The 18508-nt window shown below is 75.5% G+C and carries 19 protein-coding genes and 1 pseudogene; 1 reads left to right on the top strand and 19 read right to left on the bottom strand.

Annotated features, from left to right (window positions below; genetic code table 11):
• Positions 1-8: 8 nt before the first annotated feature.
• From lgt to hisI, 10 genes are all read right to left on the bottom strand, one after another.
• On the bottom strand, positions 9-1094 hold the full coding sequence (gene lgt / locus AC3AQ1_RS16195) for a prolipoprotein diacylglyceryl transferase (RefSeq protein ID WP_108719831.1): 1086 nt from the start codon (positions 1092-1094) through the stop codon (positions 9-11).
• The gene (gene trpA, locus AC3AQ1_RS16190) at positions 1091-1957 is read right to left on the bottom strand and encodes a tryptophan synthase subunit alpha (RefSeq protein WP_108719830.1); all 867 of its coding nucleotides are present in this window, start codon (positions 1955-1957) and stop codon (positions 1091-1093) included. Before trpA ends, lgt begins: the two co-directional genes overlap by 4 nt.
• Positions 1954-3285 (bottom strand): tryptophan synthase subunit beta, encoded by a 1332-nt coding sequence (gene trpB / locus AC3AQ1_RS16185; RefSeq protein WP_108720314.1) that lies wholly within the window; start codon positions 3283-3285, stop codon positions 1954-1956. Before trpB ends, trpA begins: the two co-directional genes overlap by 4 nt.
• A gap of 148 nt (positions 3286-3433) precedes the next feature.
• Positions 3434-4246 carry an indole-3-glycerol phosphate synthase TrpC gene (gene trpC / locus AC3AQ1_RS16180; protein WP_108719829.1) on the bottom strand — a complete coding sequence of 271 codons (813 nt, stop codon included), beginning with the start codon at positions 4244-4246 and terminating at the stop codon, positions 3434-3436.
• A 241-nt stretch (positions 4247-4487) separates the two neighbouring features.
• Positions 4488-5045 (bottom strand): DUF2752 domain-containing protein, encoded by a 558-nt coding sequence (locus tag AC3AQ1_RS16175; protein WP_139985592.1) that lies wholly within the window; start codon positions 5043-5045, stop codon positions 4488-4490.
• 31 nt (positions 5046-5076) lie between these two features.
• Entirely contained in the window at positions 5077-5709 is a 633-nt protein-coding gene (locus tag AC3AQ1_RS16170; protein WP_108719828.1) for a DUF308 domain-containing protein, read from the bottom strand.
• A gap of 150 nt (positions 5710-5859) precedes the next feature.
• Positions 5860-6126: a hypothetical protein gene (locus AC3AQ1_RS16165; protein WP_108719827.1), complete on the bottom strand. Its 267-nt coding sequence runs from the start codon at positions 6124-6126 to the stop codon at positions 5860-5862.
• Positions 6127-6257: 131 nt separating this feature from the next.
• Positions 6258-6956 carry a Trp biosynthesis-associated membrane protein gene (locus AC3AQ1_RS16160; protein WP_108719826.1) on the bottom strand — a complete coding sequence of 233 codons (699 nt, stop codon included), beginning with the start codon at positions 6954-6956 and terminating at the stop codon, positions 6258-6260.
• The gene (locus tag AC3AQ1_RS16155; protein WP_108719825.1) at positions 6953-8521 is read right to left on the bottom strand and encodes an anthranilate synthase component I; all 1569 of its coding nucleotides are present in this window, start codon (positions 8519-8521) and stop codon (positions 6953-6955) included. The genes AC3AQ1_RS16160 and AC3AQ1_RS16155 overlap by 4 nt, the downstream gene beginning before the upstream one ends.
• Positions 8518-8883: a phosphoribosyl-AMP cyclohydrolase gene (hisI, locus tag AC3AQ1_RS16150; RefSeq protein WP_234417588.1), complete on the bottom strand. Its 366-nt coding sequence runs from the start codon at positions 8881-8883 to the stop codon at positions 8518-8520. Before hisI ends, AC3AQ1_RS16155 begins: the two co-directional genes overlap by 4 nt.
• Positions 8884-9033: 150 nt before the next feature.
• Between hisI and AC3AQ1_RS16145 the strand changes: the two genes are divergently transcribed.
• Positions 9034-9735, top strand: coding sequence for a maleylpyruvate isomerase family mycothiol-dependent enzyme (locus AC3AQ1_RS16145; protein WP_108719823.1), 702 nt, complete (start codon positions 9034-9036; stop codon positions 9733-9735).
• Positions 9736-9807: 72 nt separating this feature from the next.
• Here AC3AQ1_RS16145 and AC3AQ1_RS16140 read toward each other — a convergent pair whose 3' ends face one another.
• The 9 genes and pseudogenes from AC3AQ1_RS16140 to AC3AQ1_RS16100 form a co-directional block, all read right to left on the bottom strand.
• Positions 9808-11586: an ABC transporter ATP-binding protein gene (locus AC3AQ1_RS16140; protein ID WP_108719822.1), complete on the bottom strand. Its 1779-nt coding sequence runs from the start codon at positions 11584-11586 to the stop codon at positions 9808-9810.
• A complete protein-coding gene (locus tag AC3AQ1_RS16135) occupies positions 11583-12278 on the bottom strand; it encodes an ATP-binding cassette domain-containing protein (protein ID WP_234417587.1) in 696 nt (231 codons plus the stop codon). The genes AC3AQ1_RS16140 and AC3AQ1_RS16135 overlap by 4 nt, the downstream gene beginning before the upstream one ends.
• A 344-nt stretch (positions 12279-12622) precedes the next feature.
• Positions 12623-13348 (bottom strand): annotated as a pseudogene (locus AC3AQ1_RS16130) (ABC transporter transmembrane domain-containing protein); the annotation flags it as partial.
• A gap of 199 nt (positions 13349-13547) precedes the next feature.
• On the bottom strand, positions 13548-14318 hold the full coding sequence (gene hisF / locus AC3AQ1_RS16125; RefSeq protein WP_108719819.1) for an imidazole glycerol phosphate synthase subunit HisF: 771 nt from the start codon (positions 14316-14318) through the stop codon (positions 13548-13550).
• Between the two features lie 27 nt (positions 14319-14345).
• Complete coding sequence (locus AC3AQ1_RS16120) at positions 14346-15335, bottom strand: FKBP-type peptidyl-prolyl cis-trans isomerase (protein WP_108719818.1); 990 nt, start codon at positions 15333-15335, stop codon at positions 14346-14348.
• Positions 15332-16702, bottom strand: coding sequence for a Pup--protein ligase (pafA, locus tag AC3AQ1_RS16115; protein WP_108720312.1), 1371 nt, complete (start codon positions 16700-16702; stop codon positions 15332-15334). Before pafA ends, AC3AQ1_RS16120 begins: the two co-directional genes overlap by 4 nt.
• A gap of 47 nt (positions 16703-16749) precedes the next feature.
• The gene (gene prcA / locus AC3AQ1_RS16110; RefSeq protein WP_108719817.1) at positions 16750-17466 is read right to left on the bottom strand and encodes a proteasome subunit alpha; all 717 of its coding nucleotides are present in this window, start codon (positions 17464-17466) and stop codon (positions 16750-16752) included.
• Between the two features lie 11 nt (positions 17467-17477).
• Positions 17478-18302, bottom strand: coding sequence for a proteasome subunit beta (prcB, locus tag AC3AQ1_RS16105; protein ID WP_234417586.1), 825 nt, complete (start codon positions 18300-18302; stop codon positions 17478-17480).
• The gene (locus tag AC3AQ1_RS16100; protein ID WP_108719816.1) at positions 18299-18478 is read right to left on the bottom strand and encodes a ubiquitin-like protein Pup; all 180 of its coding nucleotides are present in this window, start codon (positions 18476-18478) and stop codon (positions 18299-18301) included. Before AC3AQ1_RS16100 ends, prcB begins: the two co-directional genes overlap by 4 nt.
• Between the last annotated feature and the right edge of the window lie 30 nt (positions 18479-18508).

Here is an 18508-nt window from a genome sequence, read left to right as displayed (position 1 = left end):
CCGGCCGACTACCCGTGCGGCGTACCCCGTCCGCCCGATGGTCCGGGGGGCTCGACGGGGTCGCCCGGTGCCGCGACGTCAACGCTCCCCTGACGCTCCGCGGGGTCCGAGACGCCGACGCCGTGCGGGGTTGTGATCGACCCGTCCGTGGGCTCGCCGTCGGACGCCGAGTCCGGCTCACTGTCGGACGCCGAGTCGGGCTCACCGTCGGACGCCGAGTCGGGCTCGCCGTCGGACGCCGAGTCGGGCTCGTCGGGCTGCCGACCTGGCAGCCACACCGTCTCGTCCCGACCCGGGTGTCGGCGCGTGGTCACGAGGAAGGCGACGAGCGCCGTCGTGAACACGATGATCGCGGTCCACACGTTGAGCCGCAGGCCGAGGACGTGCTGCGCGTCGTCGACGCGCAGCATCTCGATCCAGCCGCGACCCGCGGTGTAGAGCATGACGTAGAGCCAGAAGACGCGGCCGTGGCCGAGGCGGAACCGTCGGTCCAGCCAGACGAGGAACGCCGCGGCCGCGAGGTTCCACAGCAGCTCGTAGAGGAAGGTGGGGTGGAACAGCGTGCCGGCGGGAAAGCCGGCGGCCCGTGCGACGGCGTCGTCCACGCGCAGTCCCCAGGGCAGGGTGGTCGGGCTGCCGAACAGCTCCTGGTTGAACCAGTTCCCCAGCCGGCCCACGGCCTGCGCCACGAGCAGGCCGGGCGCGAGCGCGTCCGCGAACGGTGCGAACCGCAGGCCCGCACGGCGCAGCCCGATCCACGCGCCCACCGCGCCGAGCGAGATCGCGCCCCAGATGCCGAGGCCGCCCTGCCAGATGTAGAGGATGCGGACGAGGTCGCCGTCGGGGCCGAAGTAGGCCGCCGGGGAGGTGACGACGTGGTAGAGCCGCGCCCCGATGATGCCGAACACCACGGCCCACACCACGACGTCCGGGACCTCCTCGGCCGGTCCGCCGCGCGCGGCGTAGCGGCGCACGAGGATGCGGTAGGCGAGGAAGCCCCCGATGAGGATCGCGATGGCGTAGGCACGCAGCGGGAAGGGGCCGAGGTACCAGACCCCCTGCGACGGGCTCGGGATGCCGTCGGCGAGGATCACCGGCGCACCCCGGCCACCAGCGCGGCCGCCGTCTGCGCCACGGCGTCGACGCCGCCGTCGCGCAGCGACCGTACAAGCGCCGAGCCCACGATGACGCCGTCGGCGAAGGAGGCCACCTCGTGCGCCTGCTGGGGCGTCGAGACGCCGAGGCCCACGCAGACCCGCGGCGCGCCAGCCTCACGGGTGCGGCGCACGAGCTCGCCGGCGCCGGCACCCACGCTCGAGCGCGTGCCCGTGACGCCCATCGTGGACGCGGCGTAGACGAAGCCGCGGCTCGCGGCCACCGTGAGCGCGAGGCGCTCGGTGGTCGAGCTCGGCGCGACGAGGAACACCTTGTCCAGTCCGTGCCGGTCGGCGGCGACGATCCACTCGGCCGCCTCGTCCGGGATGAGGTCGGGGGTGATGAGCCCCGCTCCCCCGGCCGAGGCGAGGTCACGCGCGAACGCGTCGACGCCGTAGCGCAGCACCGGGTTGAAGTAGGACATCACGAGCACCGGAGCGCCCTCGGCGGCGATCGCCTCGACGGCGCCCATCACCTGCGCGACGCGCGTCCCGCCGCGCAGGGCGGTCTCGACGGCGGACTGGATGAGCGGGCCGTCCATCACCGGGTCGGAGTAGGGCAGCCCGAGCTCGACGACGTCCACGCCGGCGCGCACCATCGCGCGCGCCGCGGCGACGCTCGTGGCCACGTCGGGGAACCCGAGCGGCAGGTAGCCGACGAGGACCGCGCGGTTCTCCGCGCGCGCCGCCTCGATCGTGGCGGCGCTCGTGGCGCGCGCGACGACGTCGGCCGGGGCGGTGGTGCTGGCGGCGCTGGCGCTGCTGGTGCTGGTGGTGGCGCTGCTCGCGCTGATGGCGGTCATCCCCGGCCCTCCTGGTTCTCGTCGACGCCCGAGTCCAGGACGTCGAACCAGCGGCCCGCGGTCGCGACGTCCTTGTCTCCCCGGCCGGACAGGTTGATGAGCACGATGGGGGGCTCGCCGTCGGGCCGCGGCGCGAGGGCGCGGCCCGCCCGCAGCGCGCCGGCGAGCGCGTGCGCGGACTCGAGCGCCGGGATGATGCCCTCGGTGCGGCAGAGGATGCGGAACGCCTCCATCGCCTCGGTGTCGGTGACCGGCTCGTACGTGGCGCGGCCGGTGTCGTGCAGCCAGGCGTGCTCCGGGCCGACGCTCGGGTAGTCCAGGCCGGCGGAGATGGAGTGGGTCGGCCGGGTCTGGCCGTCCGCGTCCTGCAGCAGGTAGGAGCGCGCACCGTGCAGGACGCCCGGCTCGCCGCCGGAGAACCGGGCAGCGTGCAGGCCGGTGGTCACGCCGTCGCCGCCGGCCTCGAGACCGAGGAGGGCGACGCCGTCGTCGTCGAGGAACGCGTTGAAGATGCCCATCGCGTTCGAGCCGCCGCCCACGCACGCCGTGACGAGGTCGGGCAGGCGGCCGGTGCGCTCGAGCAGCTGCGCGCGGGCCTCGTCCCCGATCACCCGGTGGAAGTCGCGGACCATCTGCGGGAACGGGTGCGGCCCCGTCACGGTGCCGAGCAGGTAGTGGGTGTGCTCGACGTTGGCGACCCAGTCGCGCAGCGCCTCGTTGATCGCGTCCTTGAGGGTGCGCGAGCCGATCGTGACCGGCACGACCTCGGCACCGAGCAGGCGCATCCGTGCGACGTTGAGCGCCTGCCGCTCGGTGTCCTCCTCGCCCATGTAGACGGTGCACTCCAGGCCCATGAGCGCCGCGGCCGTCGCGGTGGCCACACCGTGCTGACCGGCCCCGGTCTCCGCGATGACGCGCGTCTTGCCCATCCGCTTCACGAGGAGCGCCTGGCCCAGGACGTTGTTGATCTTGTGCGAGCCGGTGTGGTTGAGGTCCTCGCGCTTGAGGAAGACCCGGACGCCCGGCACGCCGTCGGCGGTGGCGACGTGCGCCGCGAACCGCGGGACCTCCGTGAGCGGCGAGGGGCGGCCGGTGTACTCGCGGTGCAGGCGGGCCAGCTCGACCTCGAACTCCGGGTCGGTCTTCGCCTTGGCGTACGCGTCGGCGAGCTCGTCGAGCGCGGCGATGAGCGCCTCGGGCACGAACCGGCCGCCGAAGTCGCCGAAGTACGGGCCCTGCACGTCCGCGAGCGGGCGCGCGCCCTCGGGCGCGGTCGGTTCGGGCGCCGCGGTCTCGGGCGCTGTGGCGCGGTCCTGCGGTGTGGTCATCACGTTCCTCCGGTCCTGCGTGGTGCGGGCGCCCTCGTCGGGCGCCGTTCGTGGCGGGTGGTCGCGACGCGGCACACCCGCTCCTCTCACGCCCGCGCGGCGGGCGCGGCCGTGTCGTCCGAGCCGTGCGGCGCGGGCGTGGCCCGGTTCAGGGCCGCCGGGCGCGCAGCGCCGGGTGCGCGCCGACCGCCACGAGATCGGCGACGGCGGTGCGGGGGTCCGCGGACCGGACGAGCGTCTCGCCGACCAGCACGGCGTCCGCCCCGGCCTGGGCGTACTCGAGCACGTCGCGCGGGCCGCGGACGCCCGACTCCGCGACCCGGCAGGCCCAGTCCGGCAGCGCCTCGGCGACGCCGGCGAACGTGTCGCGGTCCACCTCGAGCGTGTGCAGGTTGCGCGCGTTCACGCCGATGATGCGCCCGCCCGCGTCGATCGCGCGGTGCGCCTCCTCGACGTCGTGCACCTCCACGAGGGCGGACATCCCGAGCGAGTGGACGCGCTCGACGAGCGACGTGAGCACGGTCTGCTCGAGGGCCGCGACGATGAGGAGCACGAGGTCGGCGCCGTGTGCCCGCGCCTCCCACACCTGGTAGGGCGAGACGATGAAGTCCTTGCGCAGCACGGGGACGTCGACCGCGCCGCGTACGGCGTCCAGGTCCGCGAGGCTGCCGAGGAACCGACGCTCCTCGGTCAGCACCGAGATCACCGAGGCACCGCCGGCCTCGTACTGCTGAGCGAGCGCGGCGGGATCCGGGATCGGGGCGAGCGGGCCCTTGGACGGGCTCGCGCGCTTCACCTCGGCGATCACCGCGATCGCGGCCGGGTCCTTGAGCCGGTCGTGGCACGAGCGTGCGCTCGGCTGCTGCTGCGCGAGGGCCTTGAGGTCGTCGAGGCTCGTCTGCGCCTGCCGGGTCGCGACGTCCTCGCGGACCCCGGCGACGATGTCCTCCAGCACTGTCACGCCGGCGTTCCTCCCGTGTACCCCTGCTGAGCACTGCTGACCGCTGCGTCCTGCCCCGGCGCCTGCGGCTGCCGACCCGGCCCGGGCCGGCGCGCCAAGCCTAGGCCAGCCGGAGGACCACTCCGGCCCACGTCCGTCGCCCGCCCGAACCACGGACACGCATCGGCGCGTGCGGACGGCGGGCGTTCCGCGCGCGGACGGCGAACGTCGGGGGACGGCGAACGTCAGCGGACGGCGAACGTCAGGGGACGGCGAGCGGTCCGAGGTACGGCGTGAGGGCCGGGACGTTGCGCAGCACCCAGAACGCGAGGACGAGCCCGAGGCCGACCCAGGCCAGCCAGGCAGGTGGGCTCCAGGGCGGCCGGTCGGCGCGCGCGTCCGCGAACCAGCGGGCGGTGAGCGCGAGCACGAGCGGCAGCCCGACCACGACGAGCGGGTTGTACGACCACGCCGAGGCGACGTCGCCGTGCAGCAGGTCGGCCGTGGCCCGCATTCCCCCGCAGCCGGGGCACGCGATGCCGAGCAGCAGGCTCGGGCAGAACCCGTACGAGCCGGCCACGTGCGGGCTGCGCAGGACGAGCAGCACACCGCCGCCGACGGCGAGGGCCGCGATCGTGGTCGGCAGGGACCAGGAGCGCCCCGAGTCGCGCGCGGCCACCTGCGCGGGCCGGACGGTCGCCGCAGCTCCGGCCGGACCGGCCCCCGCGGCGAGGGATGCGCCGTCCGGCGACGGGCCGACCCTGCCGGCGGACGCTGCGGTCCGTGCGGGCCCGCCGCGTCCCGGACGGGTGTCGGTCATGGCAACTCCCGACGGGAGGGCTCCCGATCGCTCAGGAGAGCTGGTTCATGATGTCCTGGAACTCCGTGGAGTTCAGGACGACGACGAGCATGACGATGCCCAGCACGATGCCGACCGCGCCGGCGACGATCCCGACCATGCCGAGCCGGGAGTTCGTGGCCTGGCCCTTGCGACCCGCGCTGACCGAGACGGCCCCGGTGACGACGGCGGCGATGCCGAGAAGCACCGCGATCCAGTTCGTGCAGAACAGCACGACGCTCGCGATGCCCAGGCTCATGGCCACGACGCCGACGGCGTTGCGCGGCGGGCGCTGACCCTGCGTCGCGTACGGCGCGGCGTACTGAGCCGGGGCGCCGTAGGGGCCGCCGGACTGTCCGTACCCGGGCTGCTGCGCGTAGGGGTCGAACGTGCCCTGCCCCGGCGCTCCGCCCTGCCCGCCCCAGGCGGACTGGGGCGGCTGGGTCGGGGGCGTCGGCGAGCCGTACGGGTTCGCTCCCGGTCCCGACTGGGGTCCCTGCGGGCTCTGCGCGCCCTGGCCGGCGGGCGCACCCGGTCCCGCGCTCCCCCACGCCGGCTGCGGCGCGGCGGGGCGCTGGTCCTCGGGCAGGCGGACGCCGTAGCGCGGCTCCTCGGGCGGGGTGGGCGGGGTCGGGGAGTAGCTCATCGTGTGGTGTCGTTCCCGTCGAACGGTCGGGACGCCCGGTCGGGGCGTCGGGATGCTGGGGCTGGTGTGCGGGTGCTTCAGGGTCCGTCTCGGGCCCGACGCGGGATCGACCACGTCCGGCCGGGCCGGGGCCCGTCCCGGGAGGGTGGCCTAGTCGCGCGAGCGCGCGTGCGGCTGACCGTGGCCCGCGGCGCGGAGCGCGGCGCTGCCGATCAGCGTCACCACCACCCCCACGAGCCCGGCGATCGTGAGCGGCATGACGTGCGCGATCAGCCCGGCGCCCACGAGGGCCGAGGTGATGATGAGGCCCCACGTGAGGAACCACCCGGCGAGCGTGCGGCCCTCGTTGTGGAACGGCGACGCGGGCGGGAGCTTGTCGCCCTCGGGTGAGACGAGCTTGAGCTGGCGCTCGGTCACGGGGTCCTCCAGGAGTTCTCGGGCCAGGTGTCAGGCGAGGTCGCGGGCAGGTGTCGGGGCGATCACCGGCGGCTCGGTGGCGTCGACGACCGTCGACTCCCCGCGGGCGCCGGTACCCCTCACCCTACTGGTCAGCCCCGGGCGGACGGGTCCTCGCCCCGCGTCAGCGCGTCCCAGTCGTCCACGGCCGCGCGCGTCGCACGCGCGCGGTCGCTCGCCTCGGGCGGGCCGGCCGCCGTCGCCCGCCCGGTCGCGCCGGTCGCCCCGCGCGAGGCGACACCCTCGCCGTCGGGCGCCTCGCCGTCGGGCACGACGCCGTCGGGCACCTCCGCGACGGCGAGCGACGGCGCGGCGGCGCCGACGCGCTCGAACCGGTCACCCCGGACCGGCCGCGCCGGGGCGAGGGCGAGCAGCACGGCGCCCGCGAGGAGCAGCACCGAGCAGCCGACGGCGACGCCCGGCCACGGCGTCGCGCTCGGCTCCCCCGCGAGCACCGGGACGCCGGTCGCCTCCGCCGCCGCGGTCGCCAGCGCCGACTCGGCCCGGCCCGCGCCGGCCACGAGCTGCTGGACGAGCCCGGCGGCCGCGAGCACGACGAGCCAGTCCACGATCCGCGCGAGCACGCCGCGCGCGAGCAGTCGCGCGACCACCCCGGCCGCGACGACGAGCAGCAGCGGGCCGGCGAGCGGCACCGCGGTGAGCCCGTCGGCCGACACCGTGGAGGACCCGACGGCGTCCACGGGCGCGGTCCACCAGGTCGCCGCCGCGGTCGCGAGGGTGCCGAGGGCGCCCGCGACGAGCAGGAGCACCCCGAGGCGACGGGTGCTCATGCCGGGTCCACGAGCCGCGCCGCGACCTCGATCGCGCGCAGCACCGCCGCGGCCTTGTTCCGGCACTCCTCGTGCTCGGCCTGCGGGCGCGAATCGGCGACGATCCCGGCGCCGGCCTGCACGTACGCGGTCCCGTCCTTGACCAGCGCCGTGCGGATGGCGATGGCCATGTCGAGGTTGCCCGCAAGGTCGAGGTACCCGATCGTGCCGCCGTACACCCCGCGCCGCGCCGGCTCCAGGTCGTCGATGATCTCCACCGCGCGCGGCTTCGGCGCACCGCTGAGAGTCCCGGCGGGGAACGTCGCGACGAGCGCGTCGAGCGCGCCGGCACCCGGCCGCAGCGTGCCCGTCACGGTGGAGCAGAGGTGCATGATGTGGCTGAACCGCCGCACGTCCATGAACTCGCTCACGCGGACCGTGCGCGGGTCGGCGACCTTCGTGAGGTCGTTGCGGCCGAGGTCGACGAGCATGAGGTGCTCGGCGCGCTCCTTCGGGTCCGCGAGCAGCTCCTCCTGCAGCTCCACGTCCTGCGCGGCGTCCTTCCCGCGCGGTCGGGAGCCAGCGATCGGGTACGTCATCACCGCGTCGCCCGTCACCTGGGCGAGCGTCTCGGGACTGGAGCCGACGACGGCGTAGGGCTCGCCGTCAGGCCCCGCGAGGTGCACGCAGTACATGTACGGACTGGGGTTGAGCGCGCGCAGCGCGCGGTAGACGTCGATCGGCTCGGCCGGGCAGTCCACGTCGAAGCGCTGGGACAGCACGACCTGGAAGACGTCGCCGTCGCGGATGTGCTCCTTGGCGCGCAGCACGGCCGCCTCGTACTCGGCGGGCGTGCTCCGCGCGCGCACCTCGAGGGGGGCGCCGCCCGCGGGACGCACCGCGTCGACGGCGGCCGGCACGTGCGCGAGTCCCGCGTGCATGGCGTCGAGCCGTGCGAGCGCCGCGGCATGCGCCTCGTCCACGCGCGCGTCGGTGCCGTCGCCGTTGATGGCGTTGGCGATGAGCCACACCGCGCCGTCGCGGTGGTCGACCACGACGAGGTCCTGCACGAGCGCGAGCGAGACGTCGGGCACGCCGAGCTCGTCCGGTGAGGAGGGCACGAGCGTCGGCTCCCAGTACCGGATCGCGTCCCACCCGATCGACCCGACGAACCCGCTGGTCAGCGGCGGCAGGCCGGCGACCGGCTCGGTCCGCAGCAGGCGCAGCGCCTCCCCGAGCACGTGCACCGGGTCGCCCTGGGTCGGCAGGCCGGCGGGGACGTCACCGCGCCAGACCGCCTCGCCGTCGCGCGCCGTGAGGATCGCGCGCGAGGACACGCCGACGAACGAGTACCGGCTCCACGTGCCGTCCGCGGCCGCGGACTCGAGGATGAACGTGCCGGGCCGCGCGTCGGCCAGCGCGCGGTAGATCCCCACCGGCGTCAGCGAGTCGGCGAGCAGCTTGCGCACCACGGGGATGACGCGGTGGGTGGTCGCGAGGTGGCGGAACTCCGATCGACCCGGCCAGGTGCCGCCCCACTCGAGGTCGGCGGGCAGAGACACGCTCGCGTGGGTCGGGATCGTCACGGCGCGCTCCCGACGACGGCGCCGAGGTCGCCGCCGACCTCGAAGCAGCTGCGCGTGCCGGTGTGGCACGCCGCCCCGACCTGCTCGACCCGCACGAGGAGCGCGTCGCCGTCGCAGTCCAACGCCACCGAGCGCACGTGCTGCGTGTGCCCCGACGTGTCGCCCTTGCGCCAGTACTCCTGGCGTGAGCGGCTCCAGAACGTCACGCGACCGGTGGTGAGGGTGCGGCGGACCGCCTCGTCGTCCATCCAGCCGAGCATGAGGACCTGCAGGGAGACGTCGTCCTGGACGATCGCGGCGACGAGGCCGTCGGCGTCCCGCTTGAGGCGCGCGGCGACGCCGGGGTCGAGCTGTTCGGTCACCGGATCATCCTTCCACGCGGGCGCGGGGCGGCCGGTGGCGTCGCGGTGGAGCGCGGGCGGGGCGCGGACGGAGCACGGGCGGGGCGCGGGCATGGCGCGGCGGAGCGCAGGCGGGGCGCGGTCGCGGCACGGGCGGGGCATGATCGGGTCATGAGCGACGCCCCCACCCTCGACGACGACCTCACCACCGGCCCGCGCGGCACACTCGTCGCGGCGCTGCGTGGCGTCCCGCCCACGGCGCCCACGCTGTGCACCCTGTGGCAGGCGCGCCACCTCGCGGCGCACGTCGTGATGCGCGAGCGCTCGCCGCTGCGGATCGCCGGCGCGACCCTGCGCCACCGCGACGCCGCTCGTGAGCGCGGCGACGAGGTGGCGACCCTGGCCGACTACGAGCGGCTGATCGAGGACGTCGCCGCGGGTCCCTCACGACTCCTGCCGACCGCGTGGTTCCCGATGACGAACGTGCTCGAGTTCCACGTCCACGCGCTCGACGTCGTACGCGCACCCGCCGAGGACGCCGCGCCCGCCGCCTCCGCGCCGGTGCCGCTCGGCCCGCGCACGCGCGCGGCGATCTGGCGCTCGGTGTCGGGGATGGCCCGACTGCGGTACGGCCGCCCGGCGTCCCGGGGCGGCGTCGGCGTCGTGCTCGTCGTGCCCGGCGGTCCGCGCGCCGTCGTCGCGCGCGGGGACGCCTCGGTCGTGGTGACGGGCGAGGAGCTCGAGCTGGCGATGGTCGTCACCGGCCGCGAGCGTGCCAGCCTCGCGACGCTGTCGGGCCCGGACGACGCCGTCGCCGCGTTCCGCGCCGCGACCGGGTGGGACGCCCCCGGATCGGACGCCGCGGCGGGCTGACGAACGCGACCGAGCCCGGCGACGAGCCCGCACGCCGCGCTCGTCCCGGCCCGACTCGTCCCGTGCCGTCTCCTAGGTCGTCGACACCAGCCACGACCGGAACAGGTGCGCGTACACGCCGTCGGCGGCGACGAGCTCCTCGTGCGGCCCGACCTCCACGACCCGCCCGTCGTCGACCACCACGACGAGGTCGGCCTGCTGCGCCGTCGAGAGCCGGTGCGCGATCGTCACCGAGGTCCGGCCCGCGACGACGCGCGCGAGCGCGCGCGAGGTGCGCAGCTCGGTCGCGGGGTCGACGGCGGAGGTCGCCTCGTCGAGCACGAGCACCGGCGCACCCGCGAGGTGGGCGCGGGCGAGCGCGACGAGCTGCCGCTCCCCCGCCGAGAGCTGCTCGCCGCGCTGCCCCACGGGTGAGTCCAGCCCGAGCGGCAGGGTCTCGACCCAGTCGGTCAGGCCCAGCTCGGCGACGGCGCGCACCACGTCCTCTCGCGTCGCGTCGGGCCGCGCGTAGGCGACGTTGCGTGCGAGCGTCGTGTCGAACAGGAACCCCTCCTGCGTCACGGCGACGACGTGGGCCCGCAGATCCTCCTCCGCGACGTCGCGCAGGTCGACGCCGCCCACGCGCACCACGCCGGCGGCGGGGTCCACGAGCCGGGTCAGCAGGCGCGCGATCGTCGTCTTGCCCGACCCGGTGCGGCCGACGACGGCGACGCGCGCCCCCGCGGGCAGGCGCACCGACACGTCGTGCAGCACGGGTGGGGAGTCCGGGTAGGCGTACGTCACGCCCCCCAGCTCGAGGTCGAGCGGGCCGTCGGGCAGCGGGCGGGGCCGCCGCGGCGGCGGCACCGCGAGCGGGGTCTCGAGCAGCGAGAGCACACGGCGCCAGCCGGCGACGGCGTTCTGCAGCTCGTTGAGCACCTCGGTCGCGTTCTGCACGGGGCCCACGAACAGCTGCACGAGGAACAGGACGGCGAGCAGGTCGCCGACGCTCAGCTCGCCCGCGATCCCGAGGAACGCGCCCGCGACCACCACGACGGCGAGCGCCAGTCCGCTCAGCAGCACGCCGACGGAGAACGCGAGCGCGGCGAGCGTCTGGGCGCGCACGGCGGCGTCGCGGTGCTGCGCCACCGCGTGGTCCAGGCGGCGTGCGGTGCGGTCCGCGGCCCCGTACGCGCGGATGGTGTGCGCCCCGACCACGGCCTCGCTGACCGCCGAGAGCATCGCGCCGACGCGCAGGCGGACCTGCCCGAAGGCCGCCGTGAGCCGGCGCTGCGCGCGCGGGGCCACGACCGCCATCGGCAGCAGGCACAGCCAGACGAGGGCCGCGAGCTCCCAGGAGTACCAGGCGATCGCGACCGTCGCCGCCGCGATCTGGAGCGAGGACAGGATCAGCGTGATCCCGCCCCACTGCACGAACATGCTGATGGTGTCGACGTCGGAGGTGACCCGGGACGTCAGCGAGCCGCGCCGCTCGGCGTGCTGGGTGAGCACGGCCAGGTCGTGCACGTGCCGGAACGCGGCGACGCGCAGCTGGGCCAGCCCCGCCTCGGTCGCGGCGAACAGCCGCGCGTTCGCGATGCCGGACAGGACCGAGGCGACGACGAGGACGAGCGCGGCCCACGCCGTCGTGCGCAGGACCACCCCGAGGTCGACGCCGCCCGCGGCGAGCAGACCGTGGTCGGTGGCGCGCTGCACGGAGAACGGGACGACGAGCCGCCCCAGGGTCGCGAGCGTCGCGAGCAGGAGCGTCACGCCGAGGCCGCTGCGCAGCGCCGGGGACTCGCGCAGGCCGCGCCGCACGGTGGCGAGCACGCCCAGCTCGGACGCCGGCGCGATCGTCGCGGCGCTCACGAGCGGTCCCGGTCGTAGGCGGTGAGCAGCGCCTCGAAGCCCGCGTCGCGGGCGAGGAGCTCCGCGACGGTCCCGACGTCGACGACGGCGCCGGCCTCGAGGTGCACCACGACGTCCGCCTGGGCGATGGTCGCGGGCCGGTAGGCCGCCATCAGGACGGTGGGGCCGCCGTCGTGAGCTCCGTGCTGGTCGGGTGCGCCGTCAAAGGTCGCGAGCTCGGCGAGGATCGCGCGCTCGACCACCGGGTCGAGCGCGGACGTCGCATCGTCCAGCAGCAGCAGGCGGGGGCGGCGCAGCAGCGCGCGGGCGATCGCGAGCCGCTGGCGCTGACCGCCGCTCAGCGTGGTGCCGCGCTCCCCGAGCGGGCTGTCCAGGCCGAGCGGCAGCGCGCGGACGACGTCGTCGACGTGCGCACGCCGCAGCGCGTCCCACACGAGCGCATCGGGCACGGGTGCGTCCCCGGGCGCACTGAGCGTGACGTTCTCGCGCACCGTGTCGTCGAAGACGAACGCCTCCTGCGCGACGTAGGCGACGTCGCGGGCGAGCCGGGTGCGAGGGATCGCGCGCACGTCCTCGCCGTCGAGCTGCACGACGCCCGACGTCGCGGGCGTGAGCCGGCCGACGAGGTCGAGCAGCGTGGACTTGCCCGACCCGGTCGGGCCGACGACGGCGACACGTGCGCCGGACGGCACGGCGAGCGTGACGTCGCGCACGAGGTCGAGCGGCCCGGCCGGGCCGGGCACGCGCAGCCCGACGCCGCGCAGCTCGAGCCGGGCGCCGCGGGGCCGGGCGCCGCGGGGCCGGGAGGCCGAGGAACGTCCACCGGGTCCCGCCGGGTGGGCACTGCCTCGGGCACCGGGTCGGCGACTGTGTCGGGCTGGATGTCGGGCTCACGCGGCGCGTCCAGGACGCCGGCGATCCGGGCGTGCCCCACCAGCGAGCGCGGCAGGTCCCCGAGCACGAACCCGATCGCGCGGACGGGGAACGTCATGACGCTGAGCAGGTAGGCGGCCGTCACCACACCGCCCGCCGCGACCCGGCCGACGTGCACGCCCTCCGCGCCGACCACGAGGACGAGCAGCGTGGCGAAGGCGGGGATCGCGTCGAGCACGGGGTCGAACACCGAGCGGATGCGGCCCACGCGCGTGTTGGCGTCGCGCAGCTGCTCGGTCGCGTCGCGGAAGAGCGCGACCTCGTGCGCCGCCGTGCCGAGCGTCTTGACCACGGACGCGGCCTCGAAGCTCGCGTGGGCCACGTCCGCCACGTGCGCGCGCTCGGCCTGCGCGCGCGAGACGGCCGGCGTCATCGCGCGGCGGTACACCGCGTTGGCGACGAGAACCGCGGGCAGCACGGCGATCCCGATCACGCCGAGCCAGACGTCCGCGGCGAGCATCGCGCCCGCGGCCATGACGAGCATGACGGCCACGCCGATCGCGAGCGGGAGCGGGACGAACACCTCGCCGGCCGCCTCGGCGTCGGCGCTGGCGTGCGAGAGGAGTGCGCCCGTGGGGTGGCGGCGGTGCCACGCCATCGGCAGCTCGAGGTAGGCACGGGAGACCCGGCGGCGGTGGTCGGCCTGCACGTCGAACGCCGCGATCCCCGCATAGACGCGCCGCAGCGCGACGCACGCGGCGGTGACGAGGCCGACGATCAGGAGCGCGCCGCCGGCGAGCCAGATGTCACGGTCCGCGACGCCGTCGCCGGTGAGCGCGGGCACGATGACCCCGTCGGTGATCCGCCCGAGCAGCCAGCCGGCGGCCACGCTCGCGCCGCCCCACAGCGCCGAGGCCGCGATGGCGACGGCGAACGCACGCGGGCTCGCGGCGATGCCGCGCCGCAGCAGCGTGAGGGAGCGGCGCAGGAAGCCACCGGTGATCGTCGCCGGCTGGCGAGACGGTTCGTGGGCAGCCCGATGCGTGGAGCCGGGCTCGGCCTCGGGGGTCGGGGCGGTCACTCCCCGGTCACCGGACGACGTGGCCGGCGGCGCGCAGCGCGTCCTTGACCTCGCCGACCGACAGCGTGCCGAAGTGGAAGACGCTCGCGGCGAGCACGGCGTCGACGCCGGTGGCCGCAGCCACGACGAAGTCCTCGACACGTCCGGCGCCGCCGCTCGCGACGAGCGGGACGTCGACGACGTCGCGCACCGCCGTGAGCATCTCGACGTCGAACCCGGCGGTGGTGCCGTCCGCGTCGATCGAGTTGAGCAGGATCTCCCCCGCCCCGCGGTCGGCGGCCTCCGCGGCCCACGCGACGGCGTCGAGCCCGGTGCCCCGGCGTCCGCCGTGCGTGGTCACCTCGAAGCCCGACTCGGTGCGTGTGCCCGCCGGGCAGCGCCGCGCGTCCACCGACACCACGACGACCTGGGCGCCGAAGCGCCGCGCGATGTCGGTGATGAGCTCGGGTCGGGCGATCGCGGCGGTGTTGACGCCGACCTTGTCGGCGCCGGCACGCAGCAGCGCCTCGACGTCGGCCACGGTGCGCACCCCGCCGCCCACGGTGAGCGGCACGAACACCTGCTCGGCCGCGGCCGTCACCGTCTCGAGCGTGGTCGCCCGGCCGTCGGAGGACGCCGAGACGTCGAGGAACGTGATCTCGTCGGCGCCCTCGGCGTCGTAGCGGCGGGCGAGCTCGACCGGGTCGCCCGCGTCCCGCAGGCCCTCGAACCGGACGCCCTTGACGACCCGCCCGGCGTCGACGTCGAGGCAGGGGATCACACGCAGGGCGACACTCACCCGTCCACCCTAACGGGGCACGAGGGCCTATCCGGTGGGTGCGTCGGTGGCGCCCGCGGTGGGGTCGCCACCGGGCTGGCCCTCGGTCCCGGACGGGCCGACCGCGACGTCGCCCGTGGCGAGGATGTCGGCGACGTAGACGAGCGTGTCCTGCCCGTTGCCGTCCGCCGGCGGCACGACGACGAGGACCTGCGAGCCCACCGTCTGCTCGACGAGCCCGGCCAGGAGGCCGGTCGGCAAGTCCGCGAGCGCGACGGCGCGCGGCGCCACGCCCCACGTCGAGTCCGCGACGGCGCCGTCGGACCAGCGCACCGCCACCAGCTGCAGCACCACGGACTGGCCGAGCGTCACCTGGGGGCCCGCACCCTTGATGAGCACGGTCGAGGTGACGCTGACGGGCGGCGCGGCGTCGGGGATCGCGACGGTGGGCGCGCCGTCGTCGGCGAGCGTGACGGTCGGCATCGCCGGGAGCGGCTCGAGCGGCTCCCCCTGCGCACGCAGCGGGAGCAGGTCCAGGACCAGCACGTGGGGGTTCGGGTCGGCGTCGGTGCCGAGCTCCACGCGGAGCAGGCGCGAGCCGATCGTCGCGCCCTCGAGCAGGTCGTACAGCGGCTGGCCGAGGTCGTCGACGCTGAACGTGCGGATCTCGGGCAGGCCCTCGTACGTGTCGGCGACCACCTCGCCCGTCGTGACGTTCTCGGCCAGGTAGTCCGCGAGGACGCTCTGACCGTCCACGAGGACCGGGCCGTCGCCCGTCACGAGCGTGGCGGTCGACGTCTCCCCCACCGTGAAGCCGTCCGGGATCGTGATCGTGGGCCGGATCCCGAAGTCCCCCGCCACCTCGATCGTCGGCGCCGCACCCGGCTCGGGCGCGGTCGTCGGCGTGCAGCCGGCGACGGCGAGCACGAGGGCGCCCAGCACCGCAAGTCCGCCCAGCGCACGCCGGCCGCGGCGCACCGACCGCGCACTCGGCGCGCCCGTGGAGCGGCCGCGCGGCGTCGCGACGGCGGCGCTCACGACCGCATGCTCTCGATGAGCCGGTCCACCCGCTCGTCGTGCGACCGGAACGGGTCGGCGCACAGCACGGTGCGCTGGGCCGCGTCGTTGAGCTTGAGGTGGACCCAGTCCACCGTGTGGTCGCGCCGCGCCTCCTGCGCGGCGCGGACGAACGACCCGCGCAGGCGTGCCCGCGTGGTCTGCGGGGGCTCCTCGGTCGCCGTCTCGACCTCCTCGGGGGTGGTGAGGCGCCGCACGAGCCCGCGTGCCACGAGGGTCCCGAGCAGGCCGTCCGCGGGCGAGATGTCGTGATAGGCCAGCAGCAGCCGGGCGATCCGCGGGTCGGTGAGGCCCACGCCGTGCCGCTCGGTGTAGCGCTGCACGAGGCGCTCCTTGATCGCCCAGTCCAGCTCGGTGTGCACGAGCGTGTGGTCGCCGGTCGCGACGGCGCGCAGGCCCCGCTCCCACAGGTCCAGCACCCAGGCGGTGCTCGCCGAGTCGTCACCCGTGCTCGCGACGAAGTCGCGCGCCTTGCCGAGCAGCTCGTCCTGGATGTCCAGCGCCGTGATCGTGCCGCCCCCGCCACGCGCGAGGCTCGCGCGCCCGGTGATGTCGTGGCTGATGTCGCGGATCGCCCGGACCGGGTTCTCCAGCGTGACGTCGCGCAGGTGCACGCCGTTCTCGAGCATCCGCAGGACGAGGTCGGTGGTGCCGAGCTTGAGCATCGTGGTGGGCTCGGCCATCGTCGAGTCGCCCACGATGACGTGCAGGCGGCGGTAGGCCTCAGCGTCGGCGTGCGGCTCGTCCCGGGTGTTGATGATGGGCCGGGACCGGGTGGTCGCCGAGGACACGGTCTCCCAGATGTGGTCGGCGCGCTGGGAGAAGCAGTACCGCGCCCCGCGCGGACCCTCCAGGACGTGCCCGGCACCGGTGAGCAGCTGCCGCGTGACGAAGAACGGCACGAGCACCTCGGCGGTGCGCGCGAAGTCCGAGCGCCGGCGCAGGAGGTAGTTCTCGTGGCACCCGAACGAGTTGCCCACCGAGTCCACGTTGTTGCGCAGCAGGTGCAGCCGCCCGGGCAGACCCTCGGCGGCCATCCGGTCGTTCGCGTCCTGGGCGAGGTCGGCGAGGATCCGCACTCCGGCGGCGTCCTGCACGACCGCCTGGTGGATGTCGTCCGCCTCGGCCGTGGCGTACTCGGGATGGCTGCCGACGTCGAGGTAGAGGCGGGCTCCGTTTCGCAGGAACACGTTGCTGGACCGGCCCCACGCCACGACGGTGCGGAACAGGTAGCGGGCGGCCTCGTCGGCCGACATCCCGCGGTCGTCGGGGCTCGCGCAGGTGATCCCGTACTCCGTCTCGAGCCCGAAGATCCGCCGCGTCTGCACGCTCGGGCGAGCCACGCCGTCGGGAGCCGCCGCCGCGGCCGGCGCGCTCACGCGAGGTCCTGCGACGTGCCCCGCGAGACACTTTGCAGCACCGGGTCGTGCGGGCCGAGGCGACGGAACGCCCGGCCGGGCACGCCGCGCTCGAGCACCGCGGCCTCGAGCTGCTGCGCCTCGATCGGCGCCGGCGCCTCGCCTTCGCGCGCCTCCAGCGCGGTGCGGGCCAGGGCGAACGCGTCCGCGAGGCTGAGCCCGGCACGCCAGCCCTCGCCCACGAGGCGCGTGCGCAGCTCGGCGTCGCCGCCGATCACCACGAACCCGGGCTCCTCGCCCAGCGCACCGTCGAACGAGAGCCGGTAGAGCTGGTCGTCCGCGGGGGTCGGGCCGACCTCCGCGACGACGAGCTCGACCTCGTACGGCTTGGTCTCGGACGTGAACACCGAGCCGAGCGTCTGCGCGTAGGAGTTGGCGAGCGCGTGCACCGTGACGTCGGAGCGGTCGTAGGAGAAGCCGCGCAGGTCCGCGTAGCGGATGCCTGCCACCCGCAGCGACTCGAACTCGTGGTACTTGCCGACCGCGGCGAACGCGATCCGGTCGTAGATCTCCGAGATCTTGTGCAGCGCGCGGGAGGGGTTGTGGGTGAGGAACAGGATCCCGGCGTCGTACGTGAGCACGACGACGGAGCGACCCCGCGCGATGCCCTTGCGCGCGTAGTCGGCCCGGTCCTTCATGAACTGCTCGGGCGAGACGTAGAACGGCGTGCTCATCGGGTCGCTCCTCAGTCCCGTCGCGCCTGGCTGCGCAGCGCCAGGATCCGTTCGACGTGCCCGGCGAGCTCGAGGTCGCCGATGCGCCGGTACCCGCCCTCGTCCACGACGGCGACGACGGGGAAGATGCCGCGCACGAGGTCGACGCCCCCGGTCGCCGAGTCGTCGTCGGCGGCGTCCAGCAGGGACGCGACGGCGATCTCGACGCCCTCGGACTCGGTGAGGTGGGTGTGCCAGAGGTTCTTCAGCGTGCCGCGGGCGAAGATCGCGCCCGACCCGATCGCGTGGTGGTTGCGCTCGGCGTAGCGCCCGCCGACCGCGTCGTAGGAGTACAGGCGGGCCGCGGCCGCCGCGGCGTCGAAGCCCGCGAGCAGCGGCAGGGCGAGCAGCCCGCGCGCCGCGAGCTCGAGGTTGGCGCGCACGAGGTGCGCGAGGCGGTTGGCCTTGCCCTCCAGCGACAGCGGGGTGCCGACGATCTTCTCGTAGTGCTCGAGCTCGAGCTGGAAGAGGCGGACGAGCTCGAGGCCGATGCCCGCGGTGCCCGCGATGCCGATGACGCAGGAGCGGTCGGCGGGGAACACCTTCTCGATCTCCCGGTGCGCGATCATGCTGCCGGCCGTGGCGCGCCGGTCCCCCGCCATCACCACGCCGCCCGCGTAGGACAGCGCGACGATCGTGGTCGCGTGGGTCTGCTCCGGCGCCGGGGCGACGTCGAGCCGCGCACTCACGACGTCGGGCGCCACGACGCGGGCGAAGTCGAGGAACGACGTGCCGGACACGTCGAGGTAGGCGGGTCCGAGCCCGCCGCGGGCGCCCGAGCCGTGACCGGCGGTCACTGCCCGCCCTTCTGGACGAACCCTCGCACGAACGACTCCGCGTTCTGCTCGAGGACGTCGTCGATCTCGTCGAGCAGGTCGTCGACCGCCTGCGTGTTGGCCTGCACAGCCGCGGGGACCGGGGCGTCGGGCTCCTCGCCGTCGCCGCGGGCGGGGGTGTGGTGCTGCTGGGTCATGGCCGTCTCCTCCTGCCGAACGGGCTCGTC

It is taken from the genome of Miniimonas sp. S16 (assembly GCF_057748195.1).
The sequence above is the reverse complement of the archived record's forward strand: the minus strand, read 5'-3'. Positions and strand labels throughout refer to the sequence as shown.

Coding starts and splice junctions, on each gene's coding strand:
- trpB (WP_108720314.1), bottom strand. CDS start 3,285: ATGACCACACCGCAGGACCGCGCCACAGCGCCCGAGACCGCGGCGCCC.
- AC3AQ1_RS16175 (WP_139985592.1), bottom strand. CDS start 5,045: ATGACCGACACCCGTCCGGGACGCGGCGGGCCCGCACGGACCGCAGCG.
- AC3AQ1_RS16145 (WP_108719823.1), top strand. CDS start 9,034: ATGAGCGACGCCCCCACCCTCGACGACGACCTCACCACCGGCCCGCGC.
- AC3AQ1_RS16170 (WP_108719828.1), bottom strand. CDS start 5,709: ATGAGCTACTCCCCGACCCCGCCCACCCCGCCCGAGGAGCCGCGCTAC.
- AC3AQ1_RS16100 (WP_108719816.1), bottom strand. CDS start 18,478: ATGACCCAGCAGCACCACACCCCCGCCCGCGGCGACGGCGAGGAGCCC.
- trpA (WP_108719830.1), bottom strand. CDS start 1,957: ATGACCGCCATCAGCGCGAGCAGCGCCACCACCAGCACCAGCAGCGCC.
- prcA (WP_108719817.1), bottom strand. CDS start 17,466: ATGAGCACGCCGTTCTACGTCTCGCCCGAGCAGTTCATGAAGGACCGG.
- AC3AQ1_RS16160 (WP_108719826.1), bottom strand. CDS start 6,956: ATGAGCACCCGTCGCCTCGGGGTGCTCCTGCTCGTCGCGGGCGCCCTC.